The 13862-nt window shown below is 60.0% G+C and carries 15 protein-coding genes; 4 read left to right on the forward strand and 11 right to left on the reverse strand.

What is annotated here, in order from left to right; translation table 11 throughout:
• Window positions 1-26: 26 nt before the first annotated feature.
• Entirely contained in the window at window positions 27-905 is an 879-nt protein-coding gene (locus ACR0NT_RS07665; RefSeq protein WP_170674338.1) for a tryptophan 2,3-dioxygenase, read from the forward strand.
• A 3-nt stretch (window positions 906-908) separates the two neighbouring features.
• Complete coding sequence (locus tag ACR0NT_RS07670) at window positions 909-1736, forward strand: alpha/beta hydrolase (RefSeq protein WP_170674340.1); 828 nt, start codon at window positions 909-911, stop codon at window positions 1734-1736.
• Between the two features lie 380 nt (window positions 1737-2116).
• Here the strand turns inward: ACR0NT_RS07670 and ACR0NT_RS07675 are convergent, their stop codons facing one another.
• From ACR0NT_RS07675 to pip, 7 genes are all read right to left on the reverse strand, one after another.
• On the reverse strand, window positions 2117-2419 hold the full coding sequence (locus tag ACR0NT_RS07675; RefSeq protein WP_170447323.1) for a hypothetical protein: 303 nt from the start codon (window positions 2417-2419) through the stop codon (window positions 2117-2119).
• A gap of 330 nt (window positions 2420-2749) precedes the next feature.
• Window positions 2750-5224: a translation initiation factor IF-2 gene (infB, locus tag ACR0NT_RS07680; RefSeq protein WP_170447325.1), complete on the reverse strand. Its 2475-nt coding sequence runs from the start codon at window positions 5222-5224 to the stop codon at window positions 2750-2752.
• An 8-nt stretch (window positions 5225-5232) separates the two neighbouring features.
• Window positions 5233-5856, reverse strand: coding sequence for an RNA-binding protein (locus tag ACR0NT_RS07685; protein WP_170674342.1), 624 nt, complete (start codon window positions 5854-5856; stop codon window positions 5233-5235).
• Window positions 5857-5879: 23 nt separating this feature from the next.
• Window positions 5880-7493: a transcription termination factor NusA gene (nusA, locus tag ACR0NT_RS07690; protein WP_170674344.1), complete on the reverse strand. Its 1614-nt coding sequence runs from the start codon at window positions 7491-7493 to the stop codon at window positions 5880-5882.
• Window positions 7493-8083, reverse strand: a complete 591-nt coding sequence (gene rimP, locus ACR0NT_RS07695; protein WP_170447332.1) for a ribosome maturation factor RimP — start codon at window positions 8081-8083, stop codon at window positions 7493-7495. Before rimP ends, nusA begins: the two co-directional genes overlap by 1 nt.
• A gap of 159 nt (window positions 8084-8242) precedes the next feature.
• Window positions 8243-9061, reverse strand: a complete 819-nt coding sequence (locus tag ACR0NT_RS07700; protein ID WP_170674346.1) for an ABC transporter substrate-binding protein — start codon at window positions 9059-9061, stop codon at window positions 8243-8245.
• The gene (pip, locus tag ACR0NT_RS07705) at window positions 9058-10035 is read right to left on the reverse strand and encodes a prolyl aminopeptidase (protein WP_170674349.1); all 978 of its coding nucleotides are present in this window, start codon (window positions 10033-10035) and stop codon (window positions 9058-9060) included. Before pip ends, ACR0NT_RS07700 begins: the two co-directional genes overlap by 4 nt.
• A gap of 48 nt (window positions 10036-10083) precedes the next feature.
• Here pip and ubiG point away from each other — a divergent pair, with 48 nt between their 5' ends.
• Window positions 10084-10830, forward strand: a complete 747-nt coding sequence (gene ubiG, locus ACR0NT_RS07710; RefSeq protein ID WP_170674351.1) for a bifunctional 2-polyprenyl-6-hydroxyphenol methylase/3-demethylubiquinol 3-O-methyltransferase UbiG — start codon at window positions 10084-10086, stop codon at window positions 10828-10830.
• A gap of 61 nt (window positions 10831-10891) precedes the next feature.
• Window positions 10892-11476, forward strand: a complete 585-nt coding sequence (locus ACR0NT_RS07715) for a hypothetical protein (protein ID WP_170674353.1) — start codon at window positions 10892-10894, stop codon at window positions 11474-11476.
• A 69-nt stretch (window positions 11477-11545) separates the two neighbouring features.
• On the opposite strand, the gene ACR0NT_RS07720 is transcribed toward ACR0NT_RS07715, so the two are convergent.
• The 4 genes from ACR0NT_RS07720 to ACR0NT_RS07735 are packed head-to-tail and all read right to left on the reverse strand — an operon-like array spanning window position 11546 to window position 13854.
• Window positions 11546-11986 carry a MarR family winged helix-turn-helix transcriptional regulator gene (locus ACR0NT_RS07720; RefSeq protein ID WP_170327795.1) on the reverse strand — a complete coding sequence of 147 codons (441 nt, stop codon included), beginning with the start codon at window positions 11984-11986 and terminating at the stop codon, window positions 11546-11548.
• Between the two features lie 14 nt (window positions 11987-12000).
• Window positions 12001-12831 (reverse strand): carbon-nitrogen hydrolase family protein, encoded by an 831-nt coding sequence (locus ACR0NT_RS07725; protein ID WP_170674355.1) that lies wholly within the window; start codon window positions 12829-12831, stop codon window positions 12001-12003.
• Window positions 12831-13088 (reverse strand): glutaredoxin 3, encoded by a 258-nt coding sequence (gene grxC / locus ACR0NT_RS07730; protein WP_170447341.1) that lies wholly within the window; start codon window positions 13086-13088, stop codon window positions 12831-12833. Before grxC ends, ACR0NT_RS07725 begins: the two co-directional genes overlap by 1 nt.
• 37 nt (window positions 13089-13125) lie before the next feature.
• Window positions 13126-13854 carry a ComF family protein gene (locus ACR0NT_RS07735; RefSeq protein WP_170674357.1) on the reverse strand — a complete coding sequence of 243 codons (729 nt, stop codon included), beginning with the start codon at window positions 13852-13854 and terminating at the stop codon, window positions 13126-13128.
• Window positions 13855-13862: the final 8 nt, after the last annotated feature.

Genomic DNA, 13862 nt, shown 5'->3' on the forward strand with positions numbered 1-13862 from the left:
AAGAACCCGGGCGTTTGGAGGAGCATATGGGCGACAAGGACAGGTATCTGGAACGCGGGATCGAGGATTCTCTGGTCACCGATTTCGCGCAGACCCATCGCAAGAGCTATGGCGATTTTCTGCAACTCAAGACTCTGCTGAACCTGCAAAAGACCTTTCAGGACCCCGCCCAACCCGATGAGATGCTGTTCATCATCATCCATCAGGTCAGCGAGCTATGGCTGAAACTGATGCACCACCAACTAGTCGAGACACGCCACTTCCTGCAACAGGATGCGTTCGGCCCGGCGATGAAGAACCTTGACCGGGTGAAGGCGATCCAGCGGCAGTTGATCGCGGCATGGGAAACCCTGCTGACGATGACACCCGCGGATTACATGACCTTCCGGCAAGCGCTGGGAAGCTCTTCGGGGTTTCAAAGTTATGGCTATCGTCAGATCGAGTTCATTCTGGGCAACAAAGATGCCTCGACCCTGAAAGTGCATGAACATGACCCAGAGATCATGGAGATACTGAACGCGGCTTTGACCAAGCCGTCGCTCTATGACGAAGTGCTGTTTATGCTGGCGCGCCAAGGGTTTGACGTGCCGCAGGACCTGCTGGAACGGGATTTTGCACAACCCTATTCCGGCGACAGCCGTGTGGTGAAAATCTGGGCACAGGTTTATCGCGACACGGACAGGTATTGGGACCTCTATGCACTGGCGGAAAAGCTGATGGACGTGGAATCCCTGTTCCAGCGCTGGCGCTTCGATCACGTCACCGCGGTCGAGCGGGTGATCGGCAACCAACCCGGCACTGGCGGCTCCAGCGGCGTGGCCTTTTTGCGCAAGGCCTTGGATTTGCGGTTCTTCCATGATCTCTACGATATGCGCACCGAACTGATGTATACCGAGCAGGAGTAAGCGATGCTGTACCGGGGTTTCACTCAGGACGAACTGGATCAGGAGTATTCGCCCCGGTCGATGATCGGCGGCGACCTGACCCCCTATATCGACAGCTATGCCGCGCTCAGCGCACAGTACCGGGCGCAGATGAAGGTGAAAGAGAACCTGGCCTATGGCGACAGCCCAACGCAGGTGCTGGACTTCTTTCCCGCAAAAGGCGCTGGCGCACCGCTGCATGTGTTTATCCATGGCGGCTATTGGCAGGCCCTCAGCCAGAGCGAATCGGCAATGATGGCCCCGGCGCTGGTCGCGGCCGAGCAGTCCTTTGCCACTCTGAACTACACGCTCGCCCCGGATGCGCGCATTGGCGACATGATCGAGGAATGCCGCAACGCCCTGCTCTGGCTGGCGGCAAACGCGTTCAATCTGGGTTTCGATCCCTCCCGCGTCACCCTGTCCGGCCATAGTGCCGGCGCACATCTGGTCAGCATGGTCATGGCGGGTTCGGCCGATGCGCTGGCCCGTGCCGGAGTGCGGGTACGCGATGTGATCCTGATCAGCGGCGTCTACGATCTGGAACCGATCAGCCTGACACCCATCAACGATCCGCTGCAACTGACCCCGGTCGAGGTGAACGACCTCTCTCCGATCCGTCACCTGCCCCGGCCCGGCCCGCGCTATCACGTGACCGTGGCGGACCGAGACACGCCTGAGTTCATCCGCCAGAGCCGGGATTATGCCGAATTGCTGCGCAAGGGCGGGCATTCGGTCAGTTTCGATCTGAAAAAGGGGATGCAGCATTTCGACATCATCATGCATCCGGGGACATTTCTGCCCGTGTATCGATAGTTGGGGGTATTGGGCGTTAGACAGATTTGGCCTTTGCCTCACGAAGCAACGTAATCATTTTCAAGTTGAACGTTTTGGTGAGATAAGGAATGCCTGCGTTGAGCGCAAAGCGGCGCCTGTTCAAAGGTCAATCAAGTGTGTTTTTGTAGATAACACAGCCCTTTGCAACTAGGTGGAGGGTATCCTGACAGCTCACTGGGATTTCGTTTCCCTCAATCGGGTTTCCGTCGACCAGAACAATCCGTGGATACTCTGGGTCCAATCACACACCTATTGGACCGCTGGAGTGCGGACTAAACCCACCGCGCACAGCAGCGGGTTCGCCGTCTTCTTAGACCGCTCGTATGAGAGTCTCTGCAGAAGTTGCTCTTGTCGTTACTTTAGCTTCCGTTTCCTGGTCTGTCCGCAGTGTTATCCGGGTTAGGATTGGAAACCGGGTCTGCTCCGACATTTTCTGCTTGGTTATTCCATGATTTTCCGGGCACGCAATCGTCGTCGTTACCCCAGCCATTATCACACTTAGTTTTTACCCTTCCGCTTGCCGCTGACTTAGCGACAACTTCAGATGCTGAAAGTGCTACAGTTGATGCAGCGCCCACCGCGGCTGAGTACTTCATAAGTGCGGCCAATACTTCTCTACGCTCAACGGCGTCATCAGACTCTGTCTTGTGATGGATATTCATATTATACCCCCAGATAACCGATAGATTGTGATTTTAGTCGAATATAATAATAGCTCGATTTTAAACGACCTGGGCGAAATGTCAAATTTGCAAGCCCGCTTTTCCGGCTTCTTAACCGCATCTCCAGAAGATTTCCGCAACAGCAGTTTCAGGCAGCTGGGTCCGCTCAGCCGGTGGTAAATCAAATTCACCCCGTGTTCATGTCAGGATTGCATGACGCGAAGTGTTGCTGAGATGCCAAAACTCGCGGACAAGAACAAAGGTATTTAACAGCCGACAAAAAAAGCGGCCCGAGGGGGCCGCTGTTTTCTTTTTCTATTCCGTACCGGATCAATCCAGCGTTCGGGTGACCTCTTCGCGCTCGAAGATTTCGATCACGTCGCCGGCGCGGATATCGTCGTAGTTCTCGAACGCCATACCGCATTCCTGACCCGACTGAACCTCGGCCACCTCGTCCTTGAAGCGCTTCAGCGTCTTTAGCGTGCCTTCGTGGATCACCACGTTGTCGCGCAGCAGGCGGACACCTGCGGAGCGGCGGGCAACGCCCTCGGTGACCAGACAGCCGGCAACCTTGCCAACACCAGTGACCTTGAAGACTTCGCGGATCTCGGCGTAACCGATGAACTTCTCGCGAATCTCGGCGCTCAGCAGGCCAGAGGCGGCGGCTTTCACGTCATCCACGAGGTCGTAGATCACCGAGTAATAGCGAATCTCGACACCCTTCTGGTTCGCCGTGTTCCGTGCCGATGCGTTGGCACGCACGTTAAAGCCAAAGATCGGCGCGCCTGAGGCTTCTGCCAGACCGACATCCGTCTCGGTGATCGCACCCACGCCCGAATGCAGCACGCGCACGCGCACTTCTTCGTTGCCGATCTTTTCCATCGCCTGAACGATGGCCTCGGCCGAACCCTGCACGTCCGCTTTCATCAGAATCGGCAGCTCGGTGACGTTTTCGTCTTCCTTGGCCTTCTGCATCAGCTGCTCAAGGGTCGTTGCGGCACCAGCAGCGGCGCGTTTGTCCTTGGCGGCCTGTTCGCGGTATTCGGCGATCTCGCGGGCCTGCGCTTCGGTTTCGGTGACGTTCAGAACATCGCCGGCCTCGGGCGTGCCGTTCAGACCCAGAACCTCAACCGGAACCGAGGGGCCAGCTTCCTTGACGCGCTCACCCTTGTCGTTGATCAGCGCACGGACCTTACCGTACTGCTCACCCACAACGAAGATGTCGCCCTGATGCAGCGTGCCGTTCTGAACCAGAACGGTAGCCACGGGACCACGGCCCACATCCAGCTGCGCCTCGATCACGGCACCCTGGGCGGCGCGGTCGGGGTTGGCTTTCAGTTCCAGAATCTCGGCCTGCAGCGCGATGGCTTCCAGCAGCTCATCGAGACCCTGACCGGTGATGGCGGACACTTCGACGTCCTGAACCTCACCCGACATTTTCTCGACAATCACTTCGTGCTGCAGCAGATCGGTGCGGACCTTGTCCGGGTTGGCATCCGGCTTGTCGACCTTGTTGATCGCCACGATCATCGGCACTCCGGCCGCTTTCGCGTGGTTGATCGCCTCAATCGTCTGCGGCATCACCGCGTCGTCGGCAGCAACAACCAGAACCACGATATCCGTGACCTGAGCCCCGCGCGAGCGCATCGACGTAAACGCCGCGTGGCCCGGCGTATCCAGGAAGGTCAGCGTGGTGCCGCCATCGGTTTTCACCTGATAGGCGCCGATATGCTGGGTGATGCCACCGGCTTCGCCCGCCACAACGCGTGCGTCGCGGATTGCGTCCAGCAGCGAGGTCTTGCCGTGGTCAACGTGACCCATGATGGTGATGACCGGCGGACGCGGCTGCAGATCGTCTTCGCTGTCTTCGACCTCTTTGATGACGTCTTCGACGTCCGAATCAGAGACGCGGGTGACCTTGTGGCCAAACTCTTCGATGATCAGCTCGGCGGTGTCGGCGTCGATGGTCTGGTTCTGTGTGACCATCATGCCCATCTGCATCAGCGATTTGACAACGTCCGCCACGCGCTCGGCCATACGGTTGGCCAGTTCCGAGACCATGATCGCCTCGGGCAGCTGAACGTCGCGGATCACCTTTTCCCGCTCGACCGGGCCGCCCATGGCTTTCTGACGCGCACGCTCTTGCTTGCGCTTCATCGACGCCATCGAGCGTTGGCGGTTGCCTTCGCCACCGGTGGCCTGACCCAGTGTCAGCTTGCCGGACCGGCGGTTGTCGTCACGACCCTTGCCACGGCCACGCTGTTCACGCTCGCGATCCTGCTTGCGCGGAGCCGCAGCGGGGGCCGGTTTGCTGGCCGGGCTGCGGGCAGCTTTGGGTTCTTCGGGGGCCGGGGCGGCTGCGGCGCGTTTGGCAGCGTCTTCTGCCTCTTTGCGCTTGCGCTCTTCCTCTTCGGCCTTGGCCTTTGCACGTTCTTCCGCCTCACGCTGTTCGCGTTCCTTGGCTTCCTGCTCGGCACGGCGGCGGGCGCGTTCTTCTTCACGCGCCTTTTCGGCGGCCTCACGGGCGGCGGCCTCTTCGGCCTCGCGCGCTTTGGCGGCCTGCAATGCCTTCATCCGGCGGGCCATTTCCGCGTCGGAAATCCCGGCAGGGCGGCGCGACGGATCACCCGAGGGCGTTGCTCCGCCACCCGGTTTGCCGGCGCCCGGCTTGGGAACCACCACGCGCTTGCGTTTGGTTTCCACCACGACATTCTTGGTACGTCCGTGGCTGAAACTCTGTTTCACATTTCCGGGGCGTGCCCCGCCACGAAGACCCAATGTCTTTTTGCCGTCATTATCGCTCATAAAGCTTCTTACCCTTCCGCGCGGCCCCTGCCGCCGTCATCCGTTTCGCGCAAGCCACGCAGGCGCTGCGCTTCCTCTACAACACGTTTGGCGAGTCCACCAGAGGCCAAGGCCGCATGAATCACCGTTTGGCGCCCAAATGCCTGTCCCAACTCGTCCGCCGTGAGCCATCCGATGTATTTTCCGAAGTGCGGCGTGCTGAGTTTCGACTTGCCGCGCCCCGATCCATCGATGGCCTGAATCAGTACCTGAGCCTCTTCCCGGTCCAGCCACGTCTTGACTTTTTCGTACCCGGCGACCGCGTCACCGGACTTGCGCGCAAGGCTCAACAACTCGATCACCCGGCGCGCAACCTGCTTTTCGACCTCATCGGTCAGGTCCTTCGGCACGCTTACTTGCGACTTGAAACCGCGGGCGAACAGTTTCTTGCCCACGGCCTTGTCCAGCGCGGCGCGATCCGCCGCCACATAGACCCCGCGTCCCGGCAGTTTCGCCGCGACATCCGGAAAGACCTGACCGTCCGGCCCCATCACAAAGCGGATCAAGCCATATTTAGGCTGAATCTCGCCTGTGGCGATGCACTTGCGCTCAGGTCCTTCGGACCGATCCTTATGGACGCCACCGCGACCCATGTGCGCCACCCGAGGCCCTGAGATCAGGCCTCGGCCTCCTCTTCAGCAACTTCGCTGTCTTCTTCGGCCTGCTCCAGCTCGGCCGGATCGACCCAGCCCAGCATGATGCGCGCGGTCATGACCAGATCCTGCGCCTCTTCCAGCGTCACGCCGAAAGGCTCAAGCACACCGTCATCCTTGATACGCTCACCGTCGACCGTGGTCCAGCCACCGGCCAGTTCCCAGTCGGCACAAGTGGCAAAGTCTTCCAGCGTTTTCACGTCGTCCTTTGCCAGAGCTTCTACCATCTGGGGTGTCAGGCCTTCGAATTCAATAAGGCTGTCCTCGGCACCCAATGCACGGGCGCTGTCCAGTGCCGCTTTGGCCTGTGCTTCCAGGAATTCGCGAGCGCGGGTCTGCAACTCCTGCGCGGTGCCTTCGTCGACGCCGTCGATCACCAGCAGTTCGTCGATTTCCACATAAGCGACTTCTTCCAGGTTGGTGAAGCCTTCGGAAACCAGCAGCTGTGCGAAGAATTCGTCCAGATCCAGGCTGTCCATGAACAGTTTGGTGCGGGCTTCGAACTCTTTCTGACGGCGTGCCGATTCTTCGGCCTCGGTCATGATGTCGATGTCCAGACCGGTCAGCTGGCTGGCCAGACGCACGTTCTGACCGCGGCGGCCGATGGCGAGGCTCAGCTGCTCTTCGGGAACCACAACTTCGATCTTGCCCGCTTCTTCGTCCAGAACCACCTTGGAAACCTCGGCAGGCTGCAGCGCGTTCACAAGGAAGGTCGGCTGATCTTCGTTCCACGGGATGATGTCGATTTTCTCGCCCTGCAGTTCGTTCACAACGGCCTGCACGCGGCTGCCGCGCATACCAACGCAGGCACCAACCGGGTCGATCGAGCCATCATACGAGATCACGGCGATCTTGGCGCGCGAGCCGGGGTCACGGGCCACGGCCTTGACCTCAATGATGCCGTCATAGATTTCCGGCACTTCCATCTTGAACAGCTCAGCCATGAATTCCGGCGCGGTGCGCGACAGGAAGATCTGGTGGCCACGCACTTCGCGGCGAACCTCTTTGATGTACGCACGCACGCGGTCATTCGGGCGATAGCTTTCGCGGCCGATCTTGTCGTTGCGGCGCAGAACGGCCTCTGCACCGCCCAGATCGACGATGACATTGCCAAATTCTTCGCGTTTGACGGCACCGTTGATGATGGTGCCTGCGCGATCTTTGAACTCTTCGTACTGACGATCACGTTCGGCTTCGCGGACCTTCTGCAGGATCACCTGCTTGGCGGATTGCGCAGCAATTCGGCCCATTTCAACCGGCGGAACCTCTTCAACAAAGACGTCACCAACCTCGGGCGATTCCATATACTGTTTCGCCTGCTCGACGGTCATCTCGGCCTGGTAGTTTTCCAGCTCGTCATCTTCGACAACGGTGCGGACGCGGGTAAAAGTCGCCTTGCCGGTCTTGCGGTCGATGCTGACGCGGATGTCCATCTCGGCGCCGTAGCGGCTCTTGGCGGCACGGGCGAGCGACTCTTCCATCGCTTCGACAACCAGACCGGGGTCGATCATCTTTTCGCGGGCCACGGCCTCGGCGGTCTGCAGCAGCTCCAGCTGGTTGGCTGAGGTGATTGCCATCAGTTCGTCTCCTCTTCGGACCCTTCGGTCTCAATCTCGTCGAAAGCGTTTTCGTTCAGGGCACCGGCGTCTTTGCGCTGGCGCAGCATTTCCTTAATCAGGTCATCGGTCAGGACCAGCTTGGCATCGCTCAGCCAATCGAATTGCAGACCGATGGTGATCGTCTCATCCCCCTCGGGGATGTTGATCAGAACCTCTTCCCCTTCGATCCCGGCCAGTTCGCCCTTGAAGCGTCGGCGGCCGTCGATCAGCTCGGCGGTCTCGATCTTGGCCTCATAGCCCTCAAACGCCTCAAAGTCTTTGAGGCGGGTCAAAGGCCGGTCGATTCCGGGGCTGGAGACCTCCAGCGTATAGGCGTCCAAAATCGGGTCTTCGACATCCAGCGTGGCGCTGACCGCGTTGGAAATCTCGGCGCAGTCATCCACTTCGATGCCGCCATCGGGCTTGTCGGCCATGATCTGCATCGTGGTGGTCTTACCGCTCATCAGGCGGATGCGAACCAGCTCATACCCCAGATCCTCGATCACGGGGGTGATGATCTCGGCCAGTCGCCGGTCAATCGCCGCTTTGGCTATCAGGTCGTTTGTCATCAGATTCTCTACCCTTCGTCCGGGCACAAAAAAACGGGCGCGCGGCCCGTCGAATTTTCCGGTGGAGCCTTGGACCAGAAGTCCAACGCGCCGCTGTTGCAAATGCATATACGCAGGGTTTTCCGAGTCTGCAACCCCCGACGGGATTCGTGATCGGATTTACGCCCGCCACCACCGTTCCGCAATGCGCCCGTCGTCCAGCATCGCCCTGCCGATTTGACGCGGCATACCGACATGCGCAGCCACGGCCAGCGCCATATCAGATTCGCCAGGATGATACCGCAGACCGCGCCGGCCCTTCAGATCATCGCTTTCGGGCAAGGCCACCACATCCACATAGCCGTCCCGCAACGCCTCGGCGCGGACGCGCGGATCAGGGATCACGATGATCTCTATCGCATCGACCCAGCCCGCCTGACCCGTCTTATAGTGGTCCGGAACACGCCGCCCCAGAAAATGCCGGTCATCTTCCGCGCGCTCGACCTTGTAACAACCGGTACCATTTGCAGCGTTCAGAGGTGTCACACCCTGCCCATCGCGCGTGATGACAAAGCGGCTGTCGGCCAGCAGGAAAGGCAAGCCCGGATTGGCCTCGGCCAGTTCCAGCCGCACCGAGTCGGGCGTCAGCGCCTCGGCCTCTCCGACCTCGCGCAGTACCGAGACCACATCGGCCACATCCAAGGCCGCGCCATCGTGGAAGGTTACGTCGGTGCGCAGATCAAAGGTCCAGATCCGCGCGTCGGAATCGGTCTGCCAGCCGGTCGCCAGTTCGCCGCGCAGGGTGCCGTCGGGCGCAATCTCGGTCAGCGTGTCGAACACGGACCCGCGGGCCACCTGTTCAAGGCTGTCATCGCGCGGAACCGCAAGGCGCAGCGTACCACCGGTCTTTGGCGTGGCCGCCAACGAGGCCCCGGTGGCCGCCAGCAACGCAGCAGCGGCACCCGAGGCAAACAGAGCACGGCGGTCAATCCGGGTCATGCCACCCCCTCGGCCACACGGTCCATGATCCGAACCAGTTCGGCGCTGATGCCGGGTTCGGACAAGGCGTGACCTGCATTACGCACCATCTTCAAGTCCGCATTGGGCCAGCGTTCGGCCAGTTTCCAAGCGGCCTGCGGTGGGCAGATCATGTCATAGCGCCCCTGCACGATATGGCCGGGGATATGGGCGATCTTCTCTATCTGATCCAGAATCTGCCCGTCTTTCTCAAGGAAAGCACCATTGATGAAATAGTGATTCTCAAGCCGTGCAAAGGCGCGCGCATATTCGCCGGGGCTTTCCCCCGTCATTCCATTGGTGTGGATCGACGCCAGCGCGTTTTCCCATGCCGACCACGCCCGCGCATACAGAATCTCGGTCGCACGATCCCCCGAGAACAGGCGCTTGTTGTAGGCCCCGATGGTGTCGGACAGCTCCGCCTCGGTCAGCAGGGCGGTGAATTTCGCCCATGGCTCGGGCCAGAACTTGCCCGCACCGCCGCCATAGAACCAATCCAGTTCGGCCTGGGTGGCCAGAAACACGCCGCGCAGCACCAGACGGTTGACCCGGTCGGGATGAGTTTGCGCATAAACCAGCGCTAACGTCGCCCCCCAGCTGCCGCCGAACACCGTCCAGTCGTCGATATCCAGTAAGGTCCGCAGCCGTTCGATATCAGCGACAAGGTGCCACGTCGTGTTGTCCGCCACCGACGCATGCGGCCGCGACCGGCCACAGCCGCGTTGGTCAAACAGAATCACCCGAAAGACGGCAGGATCGAAATACCGCCGCATCGCCGGACTGCAGCCGCCGCCCGGCCCGCCATGCAGCACAACCACCGGCTTGCCGTTGGGATTGCCGCATTGTTCCATATAGATACGGTGCCCATCGCCCACATCGACCATGCGCTGATCGAAGGGATCGATCGGCGGGTACAGATATTGAACTGCGCGCTTTTGGTCCGGGTACTTGTCCATTATGGCCCTATATAGTCCTTAAACGTAAAAGAGCATACGGAGACAGGAATGCAAGCGCATCCGAACACGGTGGACCCTTCCGAGATCGCAAAATTCGAAGCGATGGCGGCCGAGTGGTGGGACCCTCATGGGAAATTCAAGCCCCTGCACATGCTGAATCCGTGCCGTCTGGATTATATCACACAACAGATTGCGGGCGAATTTGACCGCGATCTGAAGGTCCCGCGCCCGTTCGAAGGCCTGCGCTTGCTGGATATCGGCTGCGGTGGCGGCCTGCTGAGCGAACCAATGGCCCGCCTTGGCGCCACGGTGGTCGGCGCCGATGCCGCCGAAGGCAACCTGCCCGTCGCCCGCATCCATGCCGAGCAATCGGGGCTTGAGATCGACTATCGCCACACTACCGCCGAAGACATGGCCGCCGCGGGCGAGCAATTCGACGTGGTGCTGAACATGGAGGTGGTCGAACACGTCTCCGACCCGGCGGGATTTTTGACCGCGTCGCAGCACTTGCTGAGACCGGGCGGCCTGCTGATCTGCTCGACCATCAACCGCAACCCGAAATCCTATGCAATGGCCATCTTCGGGGCCGAGGTCGTCATGCGCTGGCTGCCGCGCGGCACGCATGAATGGAACAAGTTCATCACGCCGGATGAGTTGTTCGACCTATTGCGTCAGGCCGGGCTGGACCCGGTGGACCGCAAGGGGTTCGTGTTCAACCCGATCCTGTGGAGCTGGTCGATCTCGGACCGCGATCTGAGCGTGAATTATGTGACGGCGAGTGTGAAGCCGGGGTGAAATTGAGGGCGGAAGAGGTGAGGTTTTGTTGCGGCTACTCCCACCCGCAAGGAACGTTCAATTGAAAATACTATACATTGGCGGGCTTCTTACGGCATCGCTATTTCTAGCCAATTTCAATCAGCCCACTGCGGACGCCAACCTTAATAGCTCCACTGTTTCCGCTGAATTGCAGTTTCAGCGTTACTTAAAAGATGGTTCTGCGGAGTTCCGCAGCAAAATTAAAAATAGCGGACCATCAACGATCTGCTTGGACGAGCGAACATTGCGCGGTTTTTCTACTGAATTTCGATCCAAAACCCATTCAGCGCTCCTGTTCTCGCACGTCGACGATGTTTTCTCAGATGAAACACCAGGTAAAACTTATACCAAATCCAAATTGGTAGAGCTGGCACCAAATCAAGTGATCCAGTTCTCGTTCTCCGTAAGTCCTCTGAAACAACCCTACTACGTTGATGACACATGGGACTACCTTGCTGACTATCAATACGGTGAAACGATTTTGGCCGCGCTCAACCCAATACTGACGTCGTGTTCGTACCCGGATCTGAACTCCGCTTTGGAGAAAAAAGACTTCTTTCAGGTCAGGTCAAACAGTGTGACAATGCCAAAGGACGAAGGAAAATTCTTCGTCGTCCTACAATGAAAAATGCCCGTGCGTGTCAAGATGTTGGAGTATCGGGCGAGGGGTCCGTGATCGCTCTAGGGCGTCACCCTACTCTCCCTCCAACTGCAACCGCAAATCCCGCAGCACGGGCAGTGTGCTGCGGACTCGCTCCAGCCCCAGCTCTCCGACCACGCGGTTGATCAGCGGCGCAATCGACGAAATCGCTTGATCCCGCGCGCGGCGGCCAGCGGGGCTGATCGCAACCATCTTGCGGCGGGCGTCGTCCCAGTCGGGACGGATGTGGATATAACCGGCCCATTCCAGCTTAGCCAACGTGTTGGTCATCGCTCCGCGCGTGACGTGGAAGGTGCTGGCCAGTTGCGCCGGGGTACGCTCGTCGCCCACAAACACCAGATGGTTCAGCACCGAGAAATGCGAAATTTCCATGCCCTTGGGCAGCACCCGGCTCAGCCGGTTCCGCAACAGCTGGTCGGCGGTCAGGATCTCGCTGAACAGCGTGACCGCAAGGGCATTGTGTTCGTCAGTCATGTCTCGGTTCTGGATCAGGGCCCGTCGAAAGGCCGCACGTGAGTCAGTGAGGGCACGCGGCGGCGCGCCTCTGTCACAGAACTATCATCCAAATCGAAAATGTGAATGCCCGGATCGATGCCTGCGTCGATGACGACCTCGCCCCACGGGGCCACAACCATGCTGTGACCGTAAGTATGGCGCGTTTTGCCGCGGGTTTTCGGATGGGTTCCGGTCTGCGTCGGGGCCAGCACCCAACAGCCGTTCTCAATCGCCCGGGCGCGCAGCAGCGATTGCCAATGGGCGGCGCCTGTCACCGGCGAAAACGCCGCAGGAACCGTCAGGATGCGCGCCCCTGCCTGCGCCAGAGCGGCATAGAGATGCGGGAACCGGAGGTCATAACAGATGGTCATGCCGACCGATCCGAAATCGGTCTGCGCCAGCACCGCGCGATCACCGGGGCGGTAATTCTTGGATTCGCGGAAGGTCTCGGCGTCCGAGACCTGCACATCGAACATATGTATCTTGTCATACCGCGCCACGATCTGCCCCTGTGGGTCGATCATGTACGATCGGTTGGCAAAGCGCTCATCCGCATCATGGGTTTTGATCCCCAATGAGCCGATCAGCAACCAGACGCCCAGCGCGGCGGCCTGATCCTGCAGGCCCGTCAGCGTCTGGTCATCTTCTTCGTGCTGCAACACCTCGCTCTGCCGTGTCGTACTGGTGGACACGCAGTTCGTCACCTCGGGCGTCAGGATGAACCGCGCGCCCTGCCCGGCGGCCTCGGCCATCATGGCGCGCACGGTTGCCAGGTTTTCGGCCGGATCATCCGACGAGGTAAGTTGCAGCAGCGCGGTTTTCATCAGGCCGCCAGAAGGCGATCCAACTTGCCCTGACGCTCCAGCTCATAGAGGTCGTCGCAGCCGCCCACATGCTGCGTGCCGATGAAAATCTGCGGCACGGTGCGTTTGCCACCCGCGCGCTGGATCATCTCGGGCTTGCGTTTGGGGTGCAACAGCACGTCGATCTCTTTGAATTCGACGCCCTTCTGTTTCAGCAACCGCTTGGCCGCGTGGCAATAACCGCACAGCGGCGAGGTGTAGAGTTCAACCGGCTTCATATTTCGTCCCTTAAGGTTTCGCGCAATCCTGAGCGAATTAGGCATCCTTGGCAACGCGCGCCAGTACCAACACGAAAATATGATTTGCCCCGACGGCAAGGCAGACACGCGCACAGGCTGCAAGCGTCGCGCCCGAGGTCATCACATCATCCACCAGCAGAACATCACGCCCTTGCATCCGGTGACCCCGTTTTGGGTGCGCTACAATGGCGTCCGACAGGGTTTCAGCCCGTTCCGCCGCGGTTTTACCATCCAGAACCGGGGTCCGCACCCGTCGCAGCAGCAAATCCGGACACACGTCCAGCCCGCTCTGACGGCCCAGATGCTGCGCCAGCAAGGCCGATTGATTATAGCGCCGCTTCAACAGCCGCGACCAATGCAGCGGCACCGGAGCAATCAGCATGTCATCGCGGAACAAATCCCGCCCGGCCTGCGCCATCCAGCGGGCCGCCGGCTTTGTCAGTTCGGGCCTGTCCCCATGCTTAAGTGCCAGAATCAGGGACCGCGCCTTGCCGTCATACAAAAGCGCCGCGCGCCCGTCCTGCCAGGGGCGGGGCGTTTTCATGCAGTCGTCACACTCGATCCGGTGGCCGTCCGCCTCGCCCGGCAGCGGTACGCCACAGCTTTCGCACACCACCCCGCCGATAAAGGGCGTATCGCGCCAGCATTGGCCACACAGGCCGAAATCCGCTTCGGTCAGTTCACCGCATCCAAGACAGCGCGGCGGGTAGATCAGGTGAACAGCGGTTTGAATCCGCTGCAACATGCGATAAT

It is taken from the genome of Ruegeria sp. AB10 (assembly GCF_056542745.1).

What these genes read in the sequence shown, in the direction of transcription:
- rimP (WP_170447332.1), bottom strand. Translation starts at nt 8,083, where the DNA reads ATGACAAACGACCTGATAGCCAAAGCGGCGATTGACCGGCGACTGGCC.
- ACR0NT_RS07735 (WP_170674357.1), bottom strand. Translation starts at nt 13,854, where the DNA reads ATGTTGCAGCGGATTCAAACCGCTGTTCACCTGATCTACCCGCCGCGC.
- grxC (WP_170447341.1), bottom strand. Translation starts at nt 13,088, where the DNA reads ATGAAGCCGGTTGAACTCTACACCTCGCCGCTGTGCGGTTATTGCCAC.
- ACR0NT_RS07665 (WP_170674338.1), top strand. Translation starts at nt 27, where the DNA reads ATGGGCGACAAGGACAGGTATCTGGAACGCGGGATCGAGGATTCTCTG.
- ACR0NT_RS07675 (WP_170447323.1), bottom strand. Translation starts at nt 2,419, where the DNA reads ATGAATATCCATCACAAGACAGAGTCTGATGACGCCGTTGAGCGTAGA.
- ACR0NT_RS07725 (WP_170674355.1), bottom strand. Translation starts at nt 12,831, where the DNA reads ATGAAAACCGCGCTGCTGCAACTTACCTCGTCGGATGATCCGGCCGAA.
- pip (WP_170674349.1), bottom strand. Translation starts at nt 10,035, where the DNA reads ATGGACAAGTACCCGGACCAAAAGCGCGCAGTTCAATATCTGTACCCG.
- ACR0NT_RS07700 (WP_170674346.1), bottom strand. Translation starts at nt 9,061, where the DNA reads ATGACCCGGATTGACCGCCGTGCTCTGTTTGCCTCGGGTGCCGCTGCT.
- nusA (WP_170674344.1), bottom strand. Translation starts at nt 7,493, where the DNA reads ATGGCAATCACCTCAGCCAACCAGCTGGAGCTGCTGCAGACCGCCGAG.
- ACR0NT_RS07720 (WP_170327795.1), bottom strand. Translation starts at nt 11,986, where the DNA reads ATGACTGACGAACACAATGCCCTTGCGGTCACGCTGTTCAGCGAGATC.
- ACR0NT_RS07670 (WP_170674340.1), top strand. Translation starts at nt 909, where the DNA reads ATGCTGTACCGGGGTTTCACTCAGGACGAACTGGATCAGGAGTATTCG.
- infB (WP_170447325.1), bottom strand. Translation starts at nt 5,224, where the DNA reads ATGAGCGATAATGACGGCAAAAAGACATTGGGTCTTCGTGGCGGGGCA.
- ACR0NT_RS07685 (WP_170674342.1), bottom strand. Translation starts at nt 5,856, where the DNA reads ATGGGTCGCGGTGGCGTCCATAAGGATCGGTCCGAAGGACCTGAGCGC.
- ubiG (WP_170674351.1), top strand. Translation starts at nt 10,084, where the DNA reads ATGCAAGCGCATCCGAACACGGTGGACCCTTCCGAGATCGCAAAATTC.